Below are 14,508 nucleotides of genomic sequence, written 5' to 3'. Positions count from 1 at the left end.
GAATTTTAGGCGCAGACGCGGTTGCGGCCCTGCTTCTTCGCCTCATAGAGCTGGCGATCGGCGCGGCGGTAGAAATCCTCCGCGCTCTCCTTATGGTCCCAGACGGCAAGACCGACGCTGGTGGTGACCTTGAGCCGCACGTTGCCGGACAGGATAGACATGCCGGCGATCGCCTTGCGGATGCGTTCGGCGAACCTGGCAAGCAGCTCGACATCCATGTTGGGGGTGACGACGGCAAACTCCTCGCCGCCCAGCCGCGCCACCACGTCGTGATAGCGCGTCATGCCCCTCAGGCAGGTGGCGACGGCCCTCAGCACCTCGTCGCCGACATCATGGCCATGCGTGTCGTTGACCTGCTTGAAATGATCGAGATCGAGGATCATCAGCCCGACCGGCCTGTCGATGCGGCGGAACTCGTGCAGATATTCGCGCAGCGCGTCGTCGAAATAGCGGCGGTTCTGCATGCCGGTCAGGCCGTCGGTGAGTGCCGCCTGCTCGAGCGTTTGCGAGCGCGCGCTGAGCGACACCGTCATAGCCCTGAGCTTGCCCTCTTCCCGCACCTGACCGCGGATCAACGGATAGATGAAGAAGATGCCGAAGGACAGCGAGGCGGCGAGCAGCGCTCCGGTCACGAACAGCAATTTGTTGAGATAGATGATCCTTGCCAGGCGCGACGCGGCATCGGTGTCGGAGGCGATGTCCTGCAGTTGGCCATAGGCATGGAAGGTCACCAGGCCGGCGGCCAGGATCACGAAAATAAACACGAAAAATGCGGATTCCGCCTTATGGAAACGCATCTACTCCCCGCGGCACTGTAACCCCTGAGGTTATGGCACGGCTGACCTTACGGACGGTTAACCCGAACAACCTTGGCGAGAATTAGAACCAGGCATTTTAAGGCCTTGATTGAAAATGGTATTAGTCAGTCGTGGACTGCCGGTTCATCGCCCGGCCGCAGCCTGCGCCACTCCGCGCCCAGCTGGTGCCGGAACCAGGTCGACTGGCGCTTGGCATACTGCCGGGTCGCGATCTTGGCGCGTTCGATCGCCTCGGGAAAACCGGACTGTCCAGCCATCGCCGCCCGCAGTTCGCGCACACCGATCGCTTTCATCGCCGGTAGGTCCGGGTCGAGGTCGAGCGCCATAAGCTGCCGCACTTCGTCGAGCGCGCCCTTGTCGAGCATCCGGTCGAACCGCGCCTCTATGCGCCGCACCAGTTGCTCCCGGTCGGGCTCGATGACCAGAAAGCGCGCGCTATCGCGGTCGATCAGCGGGCGGCCGCGCGCCGCCTGCCATTCCAGGATCGACCGTCCCGAGGCGTCGAGCACCTCGAGCGCGCGCACGATGCGTTGACCGTCGGTCGGCCTGAGCTGCATGGCGACAGCCGAATCCTCATGCATCAGCAGGCGATGCAGCCTTTCAGCCCCTTGTTCCTTCAGCTCGTAGCGCCAGCGCTCACGCACGGACGCTGGAATGTCCGGCATATCCGATATGCCTTCGGCCAGCGCGCGGAAGTAGAGCCCGGTACCGCCGACGAAAACGACCGGGCGACCCGGCAGGACGCCGTCTTCGATCAGCTTCGTCACATCGCGCAGCCAGGCGCCGGTGGAATAGGCTGTCGAGGGATGCACATGGCCGTAGAGGAAGTGCGGTACGCGCGCCATTTCGGCGGCGCTCGGCCGCGCCGTCAAGACATCGAGCACCGAGTAGCCCTGCATGGAATCGGTGTTGACGATGACCCCGCCACCGCGTTCCGCGAGATCGAGCGCCAGCGCCGACTTGCCGCTGGCGGTCGGCCCGGCTATCAGGATCGCGTTCTTGATGCGGCCCTCGCCCGCTTGCCTGCCGGAAGTCTCGATGCCGCTGATTGCCACGCTAGTGTCCCGTCCAGAAGCCCGCGCCGTGCCGGCCTCGCTTGCGAATATGGCCTTGCGGGCCGCCGGTGCAAGCGCCGTTCGTTGGCTGGCGGAAGACGTTGCCTGCGATCTCGTATTGCCGCAGGCGCCGGATATCGGCGAAATGACCGCCAATCTGCGCGCGGCACTGGCTTCCGAGCCCGTGGACGTCATCGTTCAACCCGCTGAAGGCAGGCGGAAGAAGATCCTGCTTGCCGATATGGATTCGACGATGATCGATCAGGAGTGCATCGACGAGCTCGCCGACGAAATCGGCGTCAAGGAGCATGTGGCGGCGATTACCGCGCGCTCGATGAATGGCGAGATCGCTTTCGAGCCGGCCCTGCGCGAGCGCGTCGCCCTGCTCAAAGGCCTCGACACCGCGGTGGTCGACCGCATCATCGCCAACCGGCTGACGCTCGCCGCCGGCGGCCGGGCCTTGGTGCGGACGATGCGAGCCCATGGCGCCTGGACGGCGCTGGTCTCGGGCGGTTTCGACGTCTTCACCAGCCGCATCGCCGCCAAGCTGGGCTTTCAGGAAAACCGGGCCAACCGACTGATCGAGGACGGCGGCAAATTCGCCGGCATGGTGGCCGAGCCGATCCTGGGCCGCGCCGCCAAGGCCGAAGCGTTGCTCGACATCGCCGCAAAGCTCGGGCTGACGACCGAGGACGCTGTCGCGGTCGGCGACGGCGCCAACGATCTCGACATGATCCGTCTTGCCGGTACCGGCGTCGCCCTGCACGCCAAGCCGGCGGTGGCGGAGCAGGCCCGCATCCGCATCGATCACGCCGACCTGACCGCGCTGCTCTACCTGCAGGGCTACCGCCGGGATGAGTTCACTGAATGAAGCCGATCCGCACCGAGCGCCTGATCCTGCGCAACTGGGAAGAGCGCGACCGTGGGCTGTTCCACCGTATCAACTCCGACGAGCGCGTGATGGAGTTCTTCCCGTTCCGCCGCGATCGCGCCGCGGCTGACGCCAAGATGGATGAGTTCCGATCCTGGATCACCGAGGACGGCTATGGTTTTGCCGCCGCCGAGATCGCGGCCACCGGCGAGTGCATCGGCTTCGTCGGCCTCCTCGAAACCGATCATGTGCCCTCCCTGCCGGCCGGCACGATAGAGATCGGCTGGCGGCTGGCACCGGAATACTGGGGCAAGGGCTATGTCACCGAGGCGGCGGAGGCCTGGCTCGCCTACGGCTTCGAGACGCTGGGCGTCAACGAGATCGTCTCCTTCGCCGTGGCCGACAATCATCGCTCGACCGCCGTCATGAAACGCCTCGGCATGAGCGCCGACCCGGCCAGCGACTTCGACCATCCCGACATTCCGGACGGCCATCCGCATCTCAAGCGCCATGTCCTTTACCGGCTGTCGCGTGCGGATTGGCAGGCACGAAAAAGGGCGGCTCGCTAGCCGCCCTCTTCGTTGAAGTCCAGTTATTTGGGCGCGTTTCCGGAATCAATCCATCCGGATCGTCACGAAGCGCAATTCGCCGGTCTTCGAGGCCAACATCAGAAGGGCATTCTTGCGGCCCTGCTCCTTCAGCGCGCCGATCCGGTCCATCACATCCTTCGGCGTGCCGACCGATTCCTGCGCGATCTCGGTGATCACCTCGCCGGGCTGGATGCCGCGCTCGGCCGCGGCCGAATCCTTGGCGACATCGGTGATGACCACTCCCGACACGTCGGCGGCGATGCCGAATTTCTGCCTGGTCTGGTCGTTGAGCTCGCCGACCGTCATGCCTAGCACGGAAGCCGTCGACACCGGCGGGGTCGCCTTGTCGCCATTGCCCTGGTCGGTGTTGCCGTTCTCGCTGCTGGCCAGCTTCTCGCCGTCCTCGAGCCGGCCGAGCGTCACCTTGACGGTCTGCTCGACGCCCTTGCGCACGATGATGACGTCGACCGCCTTGCCGACCGGGCTTTCCGCCACGACGCGGGGCAGGTCACGCATTTCGTGGATGTCCTTGCCGTCGAATTTGATGATGACGTCGCCGGCCTGCACTGACCCATTGTCGACCGGGCCGCCCTTGATGACGCCGGCCACCAGCGCGCCCTTGGCGGTTGCCATGCCGAGGCTTTCGGCGATGTCGTCCGTCACCGGCTGAATGCGCACGCCAAGCCAGCCGCGCCGCGTCTCGCCAAACTGGCGAAGCTGGTCGACGACGCCCGCGGCAAGCTGCGAGGGGATGGAGAAGCCGATACCTATCGAGCCGCCCGATGGCGAGATGATCGCCGTGTTGATGCCGATGACCTCGCCCTGGGCATTGAACAGCGGACCGCCGGAATTGCCGCGGTTGATGGCGGCGTCGGTCTGGATGAAGTCATCATACGGGCCGGAATTGATGTCGCGGTTGCGCGCCGAAACGATGCCGACCGTCACCGTGCCGCCGAGGCCGAAAGGGTTGCCGATCGCCATCACCCAGTCGCCGACGCGCATCTTGGTGGAATCGCCGAACTTCACCGCCGTCAGCTTGTGGCCTTTGGGCTCGACCTTCAACACGGCGACATCGGTCTTGGTGTCGGTGCCGATCAGCTTCGCCTTCAGCGTGATGCCGTCGGAGAAATTGACCTCGATATCGTCGGCATCGGCGATGACGTGGTTGTTGGTCACCACGATGCCCTGCTCGGCATCGATGACGAAGCCGGAGCCGAGCGACTGCACTTTCTGCGCGGTTCCGCCCTTGTCGCCGCCACGGTTCTTGAAGAAATCGTCGAAGAAATCCTGGAATGGCGAGCCCTCCGGCAGTTGCGGCATCGGCACCGCGCCGGGCCCTTCCGTGCCCTTCACCGTCTGCGAGGTCGAGATGTTGACCACCGCGCCAAGCAGGTGCTCGGCAAGATCGGCGACCGAGGGCGGCCCGTCGGAGGCGATCGTCGGCGTGACGAAGGACGGAACGGCAACAATGCCGACCACGAACGCCGTGGCGCCGGCAAGGAAAGTGCGCCGCGCCGCGCGCAACAGGGTGTCGGATATCATCATGGCCTCCCGGTCTTTTTGAGAAAGGAAAGGCGCGCTTCCGCAAAAACGCCAGTCCGGTTCATGTTGGCAAAAAATACGGCACGTTTGCGGCTGCGGCCATCGGCGAAGGATAAATCGTCAATTGCCGTGGCACTAGGGCATGATGCCGAAAAGTGTGAAGCGGTTTTCAGACGACATCATGCCCTGTTCTTCAATTAGAATTTCATGAGCCGCGGACCAGCCAGACAATCGCGACGCCGACGGCGATCGCCACCAGCCCACCGATCCGCAGCGCATTTTCATGCATCGACAGCACTTCCGTCGCCAGCTTCCGGGCGAGACCCGGAAACCCGCCATAGACCAGGCCCTCTATCACGAGGACCAGGCCGATCGCAGCGATGAAATCCTGCACCGCCGCTATTGGGCGGTGCTGGGTTGCGCGGCCGGCGCCGCCGGTTGCGCCGCTCCGGATTGCGGTGCCGCCGGCTGTCCGGGCTGAGGCTTGCTCTCCGGATCGCGGAAGTAGCGGAAGAACTCGGACTCGGGCGAGAGCACCATCGTCGTTCCGGTGTTGTCCAGCGCCGTTCCGTAGGCATTCATCGAGCGGTAGAAATCGAAGAAAGACGGATCGCGCTTATAGGCGTCCGCGAAAGTGGCGCTGCGCTGGGCATCGCCCTCACCGCGCAGGATTTCCGATTCCTTCTGCGCCTCGGCGACGATCTCGACGACCTCACGGTCGGCCCGCGCCCTGATGCGCTGCGCCGCCTCGTTGCCGCGGGCCCTCAGCCGTTCGGCTTCCGCCAGGCGCTCCGCCTTCATGCGGTCATACGTCTGCTGCGAGACCTCCGCCGTCAAGTCGGTCCGGCGAATGCGCACATCCTCGATGTCCAGGCCGAGCGAGGTCGCATCGGGGCGAAGCTGATCACGCACCTCGCGCATCATGACGCCGCGCTCCTCGGAGAGCGCGGCCTCGAAGTCGCGCAGGCCGTAGACACGGCGCAGCGCCGCATCGAGACGCGTCCTCAGCCGGGCTTCGGCCAGTTCCACCTGTCCGGACACCGCCGCGCGGAAGGTGCGCGGATCCGAGATGCGATAGGCGATGAAGGCATCGACTTCGTAGAACTTGCCGCCCGACACCTGGACGCGGATGTTGTCGAGGTCGAAGCGCATCACGCGCTTCTCGACCATTTGCACGCTGTCGGCGTCGAAGAAGGCGAACGGCGCCTTGAAGTAGACCCCGGGCTCGTTCTTGACGTCGATGATCTCGCCGAACCTGAGCACGATCGCCTGCTGGCCGGCATTGACCACGAAGATCGAGGAGTAGAGCAGGAACAACAGGACAGCCGCGATGACGGCGATGATGGGAAGACGGTTGGCCATCACTGGTTACCTCCCGTCGTGGCGCCTAGCGCCGGCGCCGGCGGCGCCTTCGGCTGCAATGCCGGCAGCGGCAGGTAAGGCAGCACGCCCTGACCGTTGCCCTGCTCGACGACGACCTTGTTCGAGTCCTTCAGGATCCTCTCCATGGTTTCGAGATAGAGGCGCTTGCGTGTGACGTCGGGCGCCTTGGCGTATTCGTTGTAGACGGAGATGAAGCGCTGCGCCTCGCCTTCCGCCTCTTGCACGACGCGGTTCTTGTAGGCGGCTGCGTCCTCGCGGACCTGCGCCGCCTGGCCGCGTGCCTGGCCGAGCTTCTGGTTGGAGTACTGGTTGGCCTGCTCGACGAACTTGTCCTCGTCCTGCTCGGCGCGCTGCACCTCGTCGAACGCATCGGCCACCTCACGCGGCGGCGCTGCGTCCTCGATCGAGACCGCATTGACTTGAAGGCCGGTCTTGTAGCCGTCGAGTGTGCCCTGGATGATCTCGCGCACCGCCGTTGCGATGCCCTGACGATCGTCGCGGAAGATGTCCTGCGCCGGACGCCGGCCGACGACTTCGCGCATCGCGCTTTCAGCGACCTGGGTCAGCATGCCGTCGGGATCGGAAACGTCGAACAGATAGGCCTTGGGATCGGAGACCTGGTAAGCGACCGAGAACTGCACGTTGACGATGTTCTGGTCGCCGGACAGCATCAGACCGGAGCCGCTGGTCGTGCCGCCGCCGATGCTGACGAGCTGCTCGGAGATCTTGGCCGTTTCGACCGTTTCGATCGGCCACCAGTGGAAATGCAGGCCCGGCTGCGAAAGCTCGGTCTTCGGCTGGCCGAAGCGCAGTTCGACGGCAACCTCGTCGGGCTGCACGGTGTAGATCGCCTTGAAGGCCCAGAGCACGATAAGGGCGAGCGCGATCAGCCCGAGCACGGCGGGACTGGCGCCGCCGCCGCCAGGCAACGCGCGCCGCAGCCTGTCCTGGCCGCGACGAATGATGTCTTCAAGATCGGGAGGCGAACCTTGCGGGCCGCTCGGCCCTTTCGGTCCCTGCCCCCAGGGCCCCTGATTGCCGCCGCCGCCCCATGGGCCGCCGCCGCCGCTTTTGTCGTTCCAGGGCATGAATGTCCTTTCGCTTCGGTTCCCTCGGGCCTCACGGCGCAGTCCTAATGTCGTTCATCTATAGGGACGCCTTGGCGCGCTTTCAACGCGATGTGCCACCGCAACCGTCCGATTTGGCCCGGCAGCGACCGTTTGTCGTCGTTACGAAGCGTCGCGACGGCGTTCGTAGACGGTGTAACGTGTCTCGTGGCTGTCTTTCTCGCCGACCGGAAAATCCTCGACGCGGACGACTTGCCAGACATTTGGATCGATCGGCGGGAAATGCGCGTCGCCGTCGATGCTGGCCAGCACATGCGTGACATGCAGGCGGTCGGCGAGCGGCAGCGCCTGGGCATAGATCTCGCCGCCACCGACCACACAGATCTCTTCCGCGCCCGCCATGCAGCGGCCGCGCACCTTGGCCAGCGCGATCGCGTCACCCAGCGAGTGTGCGACCTCGACACCCTCGGCGCGCCAGGCCTTGTCGCGCGTCACCACGATATTGAGCCGACCCGGCAGCGGCCGGCCGATGCCTTCATAGGTCTTGCGGCCCATGATGATCGGCTTGCCCATCGTGTCGGCCTTAAAGCGCTTGAGATCGGAGGAAAGCCGCCATGGCAGGCCGCCCTCGCGTCCGATCACGCCATTTTCGGCGATTGCCACGTAGATCGCGATGTCCATCAGCCGCCATTCCCGCCGCTGTCGGACGGCACGAGCAGAAGGATGTCGATATCGTGCTCGGGATAAAAGTCCTTGGCCGTCATCTCGAATGTCGTCGGGCCGACCTTGCGGACATTGTCGCCACAGAAGGAAACCAGATTGCCGGCATTGCCCTTGTCGATGGTCAGCTTGAAATTGCCGATGGTTCCGGTCGCCCAATTGCCGCCTGTGGTCAGGATATAGGCGATGCGGTTCTCGTAATATTTCGGATAGCCGTCCGGATTGGCCTTTGCCGCTTTGTGCACGGCGTTCTCGAATGTCTGATCCATGCAATAGCGGGTCTTGTAGCTATCGTATTGCGGGCTTTGGAACTGGCCCTCGGAGAAAAAGCTGACCGAGGAGGTGCCGCCGACGCTCGGCTTGTAGCGATGCGAGACGTGGACGTCCTTGTTGGCCGGGAAGGTCGAGCGCCACCAATAGGTCGAGCGCAGCTGCCAGAACGGCGTGTAGGCCGGCTCGGCGCCCTGGCTGGTATCCGTTTCCGGATCCTCGATGACGATGCCTCGGTTCTCCCAATCGAGCAGAACCGCTTTCGGCACTTTCGCCAGCGCAGCCTTCGCGGCATTGCCGAACGGGTTGAACGGCACGTTCTGCGCCTTCAGGTCGGCGCTGATGTCGATGCCGAGGGCAAAAACCTTCTGTTCGAGCTGCGGCTTGGCGGCGGCGCCGTCGATGGTCACCTCGAAGCCGAGGAAATTGTCGCTCTGGTTCTCCGGGATCGCCGGCATTTCTTCGGGATCGCCCGAAATGTCGGGCATCGGGAAGGCGACGATCGCATCGACATCCTTGTCGGTGTTGTTGTGGAACACATAGTCGACCGTCACCTTCTCCGGCGAGATGAAAAGGTCCTCGCTTTGCATGGCGACGGCGTCGCTGCGCGACAGGATCAGGCCGCCGGTGCCAAGCTCGGCGACGGAATCGTTGGCGAAGGCCGGAGCGGCCAAGACTGCCAGCGCTGCGGTCAATACGGTGCGTAACATGGACCCCCTCCTCGACGGCGGTACCGGGACCAACCGAATGATCCCCTCCATCTACCCGTTTCGAGACGGTGTTTCAAAGCCCTTCCTCGCCGGCCGCCGGGACTTCTGGACACAGCGCCGCCGATCGGGCAGGAGATCGCCATGCGCAAGCTTCTCGTCATCGGCATCGGCGCCGGCAATCCCGACCACATGACGGTCCAGGCCATCAACGGCCTGAACCGCGCCGACGTGCTGTTCATTCCCGACAAGGGAGCGAAGAAGAACGATCTCGCCGATTTGCGCCGTCAGATCTGCGACCGCTTCGTCACCAATCCGAAATCGCGCCGGGTCGAGTTCGACGTGCCGGTTCGGGCCGAGCCGACATCGTCCTACCGTGTGACCGTCGACGACTGGCATGAAGCGATCGCGGAAATCTACGAGAGCCTGATCCGCGACGAGCTTGCCGAAGATGGCTGCGGCGCCTTCCTGATCTGGGGCGATCCGTCGCTCTATGACAGTGCGCTGCGCATCCTCGAACGCGTTCGCCTGAGAGCCAATGTCGGTTTCGAGCTCGAAGTCATCCCCGGCATCACCGCGATCCAGGCGCTCGCCGCCAGCCACGCGACCGCGCTCAACCGCATCGGCGACCCTGTGCTGATCACCACCGGCCGCCGCCTGACCGAGGAAGGCATGCCGCAAAATGCCGGCAGCGCGGTTGTCCTGCTCGACGGCAAATGCGCCTTCAACACGCTGGCCGACCAGGATCTGGTCGTCCACTGGGGCGCCTATCTCGGCACCCCGGACGAGATTCTTGTCTCAGGCCGCCTCGGCGACGTCGGCGCGAAGATTGAGAGAATCCGTGAAGAAGCCCGCCGGAAGAAGGGCTGGATCATGGACACCTATCTGCTGCGGGAGCCAGGCGAGCCTGAGGATCAGCCTAATCGCCTTGTCCAAACCATCCAGTATAAAAACAGCAGTGAACGTCCGGTCAGAATTGTCATGGAGCCATGGGGAGAACAGTATCTCGTCCCTCCACACAAGGAGGTCCAGATTCGGCTGTTTGGCCAGTCTCTTGGGAACGGAACCGTAGAGATCGAACAGACCGAAGATCTCCTTCTGATATGGCCATTCAAGGGAGTATTTCCACGCCTTTACATCGACGATCGCGAGTTGATGCAGGCAAAGCAGATCTGACGATGCTTTAGCTCGGGTTGAGTATCATCACCCTCACCCGGCATCTATCTCCGACTGCAACGCCTGCATGTGCACGGCCGCGGCGGAGGCCGCCGCCCGCTCTATCGCCCGAAACCGGCTGACGACCGCCAAACCCACCGAAGTCAGTTGCGCGCCGCCGCCTTTCTTGCCGCCGGTCTGCGCCGCGACCAGCGGCTTGCCGAACACGCGGTTCATGTCCTCGACCAGGTCCCAGGCGTGTTTGTAGGACATCTCCATGCCGCGCGCCGCGGCCGAGATCGAGCCGAAGGCGGCGATCTGCTCGAGAAGCTCGATCTTGCCCGGGCCAATCCGGCCATCGGGGTCGAGGTTTATCCGCAAGCTCAGCGATGGCATGTCCTATCCTCCGCGGTCATGTCGAGATTAGCCTCTCTGCCGCCGTATCGCTATTCCAAATCAACATAGCGATATTGCTCTTTCGTCAACCATCCGCTTCGACCGGCAGGCCTGCCCCGGTCGTCGCGCTGTCGAAGCTCACCGTCTTGATGACGGCGAAGACCTGGCGGCCAAGCGCCAGACGGAGCGTGTGTTTGGACTGTTCGGTGATACGCGCCAGCACGATCGCGCCGTTGCAGTCGATGGCGATTTCCACCGTCGGCCCGATGCCCGGCCTGACCGCCGTGATCGTCCCCGCCAGAATGTTGAGCGCGCTGAGGCCGGTCGGCTGCTCGGTTGCGATCATGACGTCGCGGGCGCGGATGCGCAGCCGCACCGTGGCTCCGACCGGCCGGGCCAGTCGCGGCACGCGTATCTCGCCGGCCTGGGAACCGAGCACCGTCATGCCGAAGGCTTGGTCGTGGCGCAGAACCTTGGTGTCGAGCACTGCCCCGCCTTCGCCGCGCTCTTCCGCCGGCAACAGGTCGAGCCGCTGCATGATGGCCTCGGTCGGGCCTGAGGCCGCGACCTTGCCTTGCGAAAGCACCACGACGTCGCTCGCCAGCCGCGCCACCTCGGCGACGGAATGGCTGACATAGACGATCGGGATCTTCGTCTCGTCGCGCAACCGCTCGATATAGGGCAGGATCTCGGCCTTGCGCGCCTCGTCCAGCGAGGCGAGCGGCTCGTCCATCAGAAGCAGTTTCGGACTGGCAAGCAGGGCACGGCCGATGGCGACGCGCTGCCTTTCACCGCCCGACAGTTTCGCCGGCCGCCGGTCGAGCAGATGGCCGATGCCGAGCAGATCGACCACCGCATCCATCTTGGCGTAGCGCTCGGAAGCCGGCGTGAACCAGCGGCCGTAGCGCAGATTGCCGGCGACGCTCATATGCGGGAACAGCCGCGCATCCTGGAAAACCATGCCGATCCGCCGCTTGTGCATCGGCACAAAGATCCGCGCCTCGGTGTCGACCAGCACGCGCCCGTCAACAGCGATCCGGCCCTTGTTCGGACGGAGCAGGCCCGCGATCAGGTTGATCAGCGTCGACTTGCCCGAACCGGAAGGCCCGAACAGCGCGGTCAGCCGTCCGGCGCTCTCGAAACGCGCTTCCAAGGCGAAATCGCCCAGACTATGGCGGATGTCGACCGAGAGCGTCATTCGATGTCCATCCGCCGGCCGACGCGCCGCGCCAGCACTTCGGAGGCGATGAGCGCGACCATTGAGATGATGATCGAAATCAGTGTCAGCCGCAGCGCCCCGGCATCACCGCCTGGAACCTGGGTAAAGGTGTAGATCGCCGAGGGCAAAGTCTGCGTCTCGTTGGGGATGTTGGAGACGAAGGTGATGGTGGCGCCGAATTCGCCCATCGCCTTGGCAAAGGAAAGGATCGCGCCGGCAATCAGGCCGGGCAGGATCAGCGGCAGGGTGATGGTGGCGAACACCCAGAGCGGATTGGCGCCAAGCGTGCCGGCCGCCGCCTCGATTCTGCGGTCGACAGCCTCGATCGACAGCCGGATCGCCCGCACCATCAACGGAAAGCCCATGACCCCGCAGGCCAGCGCCGCGCCGGTCCAGCGGAAGGAAAAGACGATGCCGAAATGCTCGGCCAAGAAGGCGCCGGCCGGGCCGCGCCGACCGAAGGTGAGCAGGAGCAGGTAGCCGGTCACCACCGGCGGCAGGATCAGGGGCAGATGCACCAGCCCGTTGAGCAGGGTCTTTCCCCAGAACCGCCCTCGCGCCAGCAGGAGCGCAAGCAGGATGCCGGGCGGCAGGCTGGCTATCATCGCCACCGTCGCCACCTTGATCGACAGCCGGACCGCATTCCATTCGTCGGGAGTGAGGTCCAGCAGCCAGTTCATGTCAGCGTTTGCGCGGTCTTTCTCAGTTGCTCGGCGCGAGCACCGTAAAACCCTGCTCCTTGAAGAGCTCGGCGGCCTTGGCCGACTCGACACATTTCAGGAAGGCAGCCGTATCCTTGTCCTTCGAATCCGCGGTCTGGGCAATCGGGTAGATGATCGGCGGATGCGAATCTTCCGGGAAGGTGCCGACCACCTTGACGCCCTTGTCGGCATGCACATCGGTGGCGTAGACGATGCCCAGCGGCGCCTCGCCGGTCGACACCAGCTTCAACGCCGCGCGCACATTCTCGGCCTGCGCGACCTTGCCTTCGACCGACGACCAGACGCCGAGCGATTCCAGCGCCGCCTTGCCGTATTTGCCGGCCGGCACGGCCTTGAAATCGCCCATGGCGAGCTTGCCGTCGCCGATGAGCTTGGCAAGGTCGAAGCCCTTCTCGATCTTGGTCTCGATTTTGGAGTCCTTCGGCGCCACCAGCACGATCTGGTTGCCGAGCAGCTTCACTTCGGTATCCGGCTTGGTCAGCTTCTTGTCGGAGAGATACTTCATCCAGTCGAGGTCGGCCGAGACGAAAATGTCGGCCGGCGCGCCGCCTTCGATCTGCTTGGCCAGCGCAGAGCTCGCCGCATAGGAAACGGTGGCGGCCTCGCCGACTTCCGGCTCGCAGGCCTTGTTGACCGCGTCGAGCGCGTCCTTGAGGCTCGCCGCGGCAAACACGATCACCTTATCGTCGGCATGGGCCGCGGGCATGGCGGCCATCAGCATTGCCGTCAGACCGCCAACCGCGATCGCCTTCAATCCAAAACCCTTGCCCCTCATCAAATCTCTCCCTGGTTTCAAAATCCGTACGGCCCAAAGCCTCGGACCGATATATCCGGATGAACATAACAAGGGAAGGCTTTTCGCCGGCCTTGGCATTGTGCGCAAGCGTGGTCCCAGCCTACGATGAGTGCGAGACGGCACAGCGAGGCTCAAAGGAGAGACGCATGAAGATCAGCGCCCGCAACATCCTCAAGGGCAAGGTCGCCGATATCGTCAAGGGAGCCACCACCTCGCATGTCAGGATCGACATCGGCGGCGGCGCCATCCTCACCGCGTCGATCACCAACGAGGCGGTCGCCGACCTCACGCTCGAAAAAGGCAAGCAGGTCTATGCGGTGATCAAGGCCTCGGACGTCATGGTCGGCATCGACTGAGCCGGCGAGGCTGACTCATACCGCTATCGGCGCCTTGATGTTGGCGTCGGCAAAATAATTTTCGAGGCGGAAATCCTCGAAACGGAACGCGAAGAGATCCTTCACCTCCGGATTGATCCACATCGTCGGCAGGGCCTTGGGCGTGCGACGCATCTGCTCGCGCGCTTGTTCGAAATGGTTCGAATAGAGATGCGCGTCACCAAGCGTGTGGACGAAGTCGCCGGGCTTCAGTCCGGTAACCTGCGCTACCATCATGGTGAGCAGGGCATAAGACGCGATGTTGAACGGCACGCCGAGGAATATGTCGCCCGAGCGCTGGTAGAGCTGGCAGGAGAGCCGGCCTTGCGAGACATAGAACTGGAACAGGCAGTGGCAGGGCGGCAACGCCATCGCCTCGACCTCGGCCGGATTCCAGGCCGAGACGATCAGCCGGCGCGAATTGGGATTCTTGCTTATCTCCTTCAAAAGATTCGCAATCTGATCGATCTCGCCGCCATGGCCGTCCGGCCATGAACGCCACTGCTTGCCGTAGACCGGGCCGAGATCGCCGTTCTCGTCGGCCCACTCGTCCCAGATGCTGACGCCGTTGTCGTTGAGATATTTGATGTTGGTGTCGCCGGCCAGGAACCACAAAAGCTCGTGGATGATCGATTTCAGATGCAGCTTCTTGGTGGTGGTGACCGGAAAGCCGCGCGACAGGTCGAAACGCATCTGGTAGCCGAACACCGAGCGCGTGCCGGTTCCGGTGCGGTCGCCGCGGTCGGCGCCATTCTCCAGCACATGCTTCAAAAGGTCGAGATATTGGCGCATCAACTCTGCCTCGATTCGGGCTTACAGGCGA

At 64.0% G+C, this 14,508-nt stretch carries 16 protein-coding genes and 1 pseudogene; 4 read left to right on the top strand and 13 right to left on the bottom strand.

Annotation, left to right across the window (positions count from 1 at the left end; translation table 11 throughout):
• Positions 1–5: 5 nt before the first annotated feature.
• A complete protein-coding gene (locus DPM33_RS24290) occupies positions 6–797 on the bottom strand; it encodes a GGDEF domain-containing protein (RefSeq protein WP_112099936.1) in 792 nt (263 codons plus the stop codon).
• Between the two features lie 125 nt (positions 798–922).
• Positions 923–1,867: a tRNA (adenosine(37)-N6)-dimethylallyltransferase MiaA gene (miaA, locus tag DPM33_RS24285; RefSeq protein ID WP_112100042.1), complete on the bottom strand. Its 945-nt coding sequence runs from the start codon at positions 1,865–1,867 to the stop codon at positions 923–925.
• On the opposite strand from miaA, the gene serB reads away from it, so the two are divergent.
• Entirely contained in the window at positions 1,857–2,744 is an 888-nt protein-coding gene (serB, locus tag DPM33_RS24280; RefSeq protein ID WP_112100041.1) for a phosphoserine phosphatase SerB, read from the top strand. The genes miaA and serB overlap by 11 nt on opposite strands.
• Complete coding sequence (locus DPM33_RS24275) at positions 2,741–3,313, top strand: GNAT family N-acetyltransferase (protein WP_112099935.1); 573 nt, start codon at positions 2,741–2,743, stop codon at positions 3,311–3,313. The genes serB and DPM33_RS24275 overlap by 4 nt, the downstream gene beginning before the upstream one ends.
• 45 nt (positions 3,314–3,358) lie before the next feature.
• On the opposite strand, the gene DPM33_RS24270 is transcribed toward DPM33_RS24275, so the two are convergent.
• From DPM33_RS24270 to DPM33_RS24245, 6 genes are all read right to left on the bottom strand, one after another.
• Positions 3,359–4,876 (bottom strand): DegQ family serine endoprotease, encoded by a 1,518-nt coding sequence (locus DPM33_RS24270; RefSeq protein WP_112100040.1) that lies wholly within the window; start codon positions 4,874–4,876, stop codon positions 3,359–3,361.
• Between the two features lie 205 nt (positions 4,877–5,081).
• Positions 5,082–5,270, bottom strand: a complete 189-nt coding sequence (locus DPM33_RS24265) for a DUF2065 domain-containing protein (RefSeq protein WP_112099934.1) — start codon at positions 5,268–5,270, stop codon at positions 5,082–5,084.
• A 5-nt stretch (positions 5,271–5,275) separates the two neighbouring features.
• Positions 5,276–6,238, bottom strand: coding sequence for a protease modulator HflC (hflC, locus tag DPM33_RS24260; RefSeq protein WP_112099933.1), 963 nt, complete (start codon positions 6,236–6,238; stop codon positions 5,276–5,278).
• A complete protein-coding gene (hflK, locus tag DPM33_RS24255) occupies positions 6,238–7,347 on the bottom strand; it encodes an FtsH protease activity modulator HflK (protein ID WP_112099932.1) in 1,110 nt (369 codons plus the stop codon). The genes hflC and hflK overlap by 1 nt, the downstream gene beginning before the upstream one ends.
• Positions 7,348–7,488: 141 nt before the next feature.
• Positions 7,489–8,007 (bottom strand): dihydrofolate reductase, encoded by a 519-nt coding sequence (locus DPM33_RS24250; protein ID WP_112099931.1) that lies wholly within the window; start codon positions 8,005–8,007, stop codon positions 7,489–7,491.
• Positions 8,007–9,026: a DUF4424 domain-containing protein gene (locus DPM33_RS24245; RefSeq protein ID WP_112099930.1), complete on the bottom strand. Its 1,020-nt coding sequence runs from the start codon at positions 9,024–9,026 to the stop codon at positions 8,007–8,009. Before DPM33_RS24245 ends, DPM33_RS24250 begins: the two co-directional genes overlap by 1 nt.
• A gap of 141 nt (positions 9,027–9,167) precedes the next feature.
• On the opposite strand from DPM33_RS24245, the pseudogene cobF reads away from it, so the two are divergent.
• A pseudogene (gene cobF / locus DPM33_RS24240) lies at positions 9,168–9,923 on the top strand (precorrin-6A synthase (deacetylating)); the annotation flags it as partial.
• A 309-nt stretch (positions 9,924–10,232) separates the two neighbouring features.
• Here the strand turns inward: cobF and DPM33_RS24235 are convergent.
• From DPM33_RS24235 to modA, 4 genes are all read right to left on the bottom strand, one after another.
• Entirely contained in the window at positions 10,233–10,574 is a 342-nt protein-coding gene (locus DPM33_RS24235; protein ID WP_112099929.1) for a winged helix-turn-helix domain-containing protein, read from the bottom strand.
• Positions 10,575–10,659: 85 nt separating this feature from the next.
• Positions 10,660–11,772: a molybdenum ABC transporter ATP-binding protein gene (gene modC / locus DPM33_RS24230; RefSeq protein WP_112099928.1), complete on the bottom strand. Its 1,113-nt coding sequence runs from the start codon at positions 11,770–11,772 to the stop codon at positions 10,660–10,662.
• Positions 11,769–12,473, bottom strand: a complete 705-nt coding sequence (modB, locus tag DPM33_RS24225) for a molybdate ABC transporter permease subunit (protein ID WP_112099927.1) — start codon at positions 12,471–12,473, stop codon at positions 11,769–11,771. Before modB ends, modC begins: the two co-directional genes overlap by 4 nt.
• A 22-nt stretch (positions 12,474–12,495) precedes the next feature.
• Complete coding sequence (gene modA / locus DPM33_RS24220) at positions 12,496–13,290, bottom strand: molybdate ABC transporter substrate-binding protein (RefSeq protein ID WP_112099926.1); 795 nt, start codon at positions 13,288–13,290, stop codon at positions 12,496–12,498.
• A 167-nt stretch (positions 13,291–13,457) separates the two neighbouring features.
• Between modA and DPM33_RS24215 the strand changes: the two genes are divergently transcribed.
• Complete coding sequence (locus tag DPM33_RS24215; RefSeq protein ID WP_112099925.1) at positions 13,458–13,667, top strand: TOBE domain-containing protein; 210 nt, start codon at positions 13,458–13,460, stop codon at positions 13,665–13,667.
• A 15-nt stretch (positions 13,668–13,682) separates the two neighbouring features.
• Here DPM33_RS24215 and DPM33_RS24210 read toward each other — a convergent pair whose 3' ends face one another.
• Positions 13,683–14,477, bottom strand: coding sequence for a thymidylate synthase (locus DPM33_RS24210; RefSeq protein WP_112099924.1), 795 nt, complete (start codon positions 14,475–14,477; stop codon positions 13,683–13,685).
• Between the last annotated feature and the right edge of the window lie 31 nt (positions 14,478–14,508).

The organism is Mesorhizobium hawassense, assembly GCF_003289945.1.
In the GTDB taxonomy this organism is placed as follows: domain Bacteria; phylum Pseudomonadota; class Alphaproteobacteria; order Rhizobiales; family Rhizobiaceae; genus Mesorhizobium; species Mesorhizobium hawassense.
Note: the sequence above shows the minus strand (reverse complement) of the source record. Positions and strands in the feature narration are given on the sequence as shown.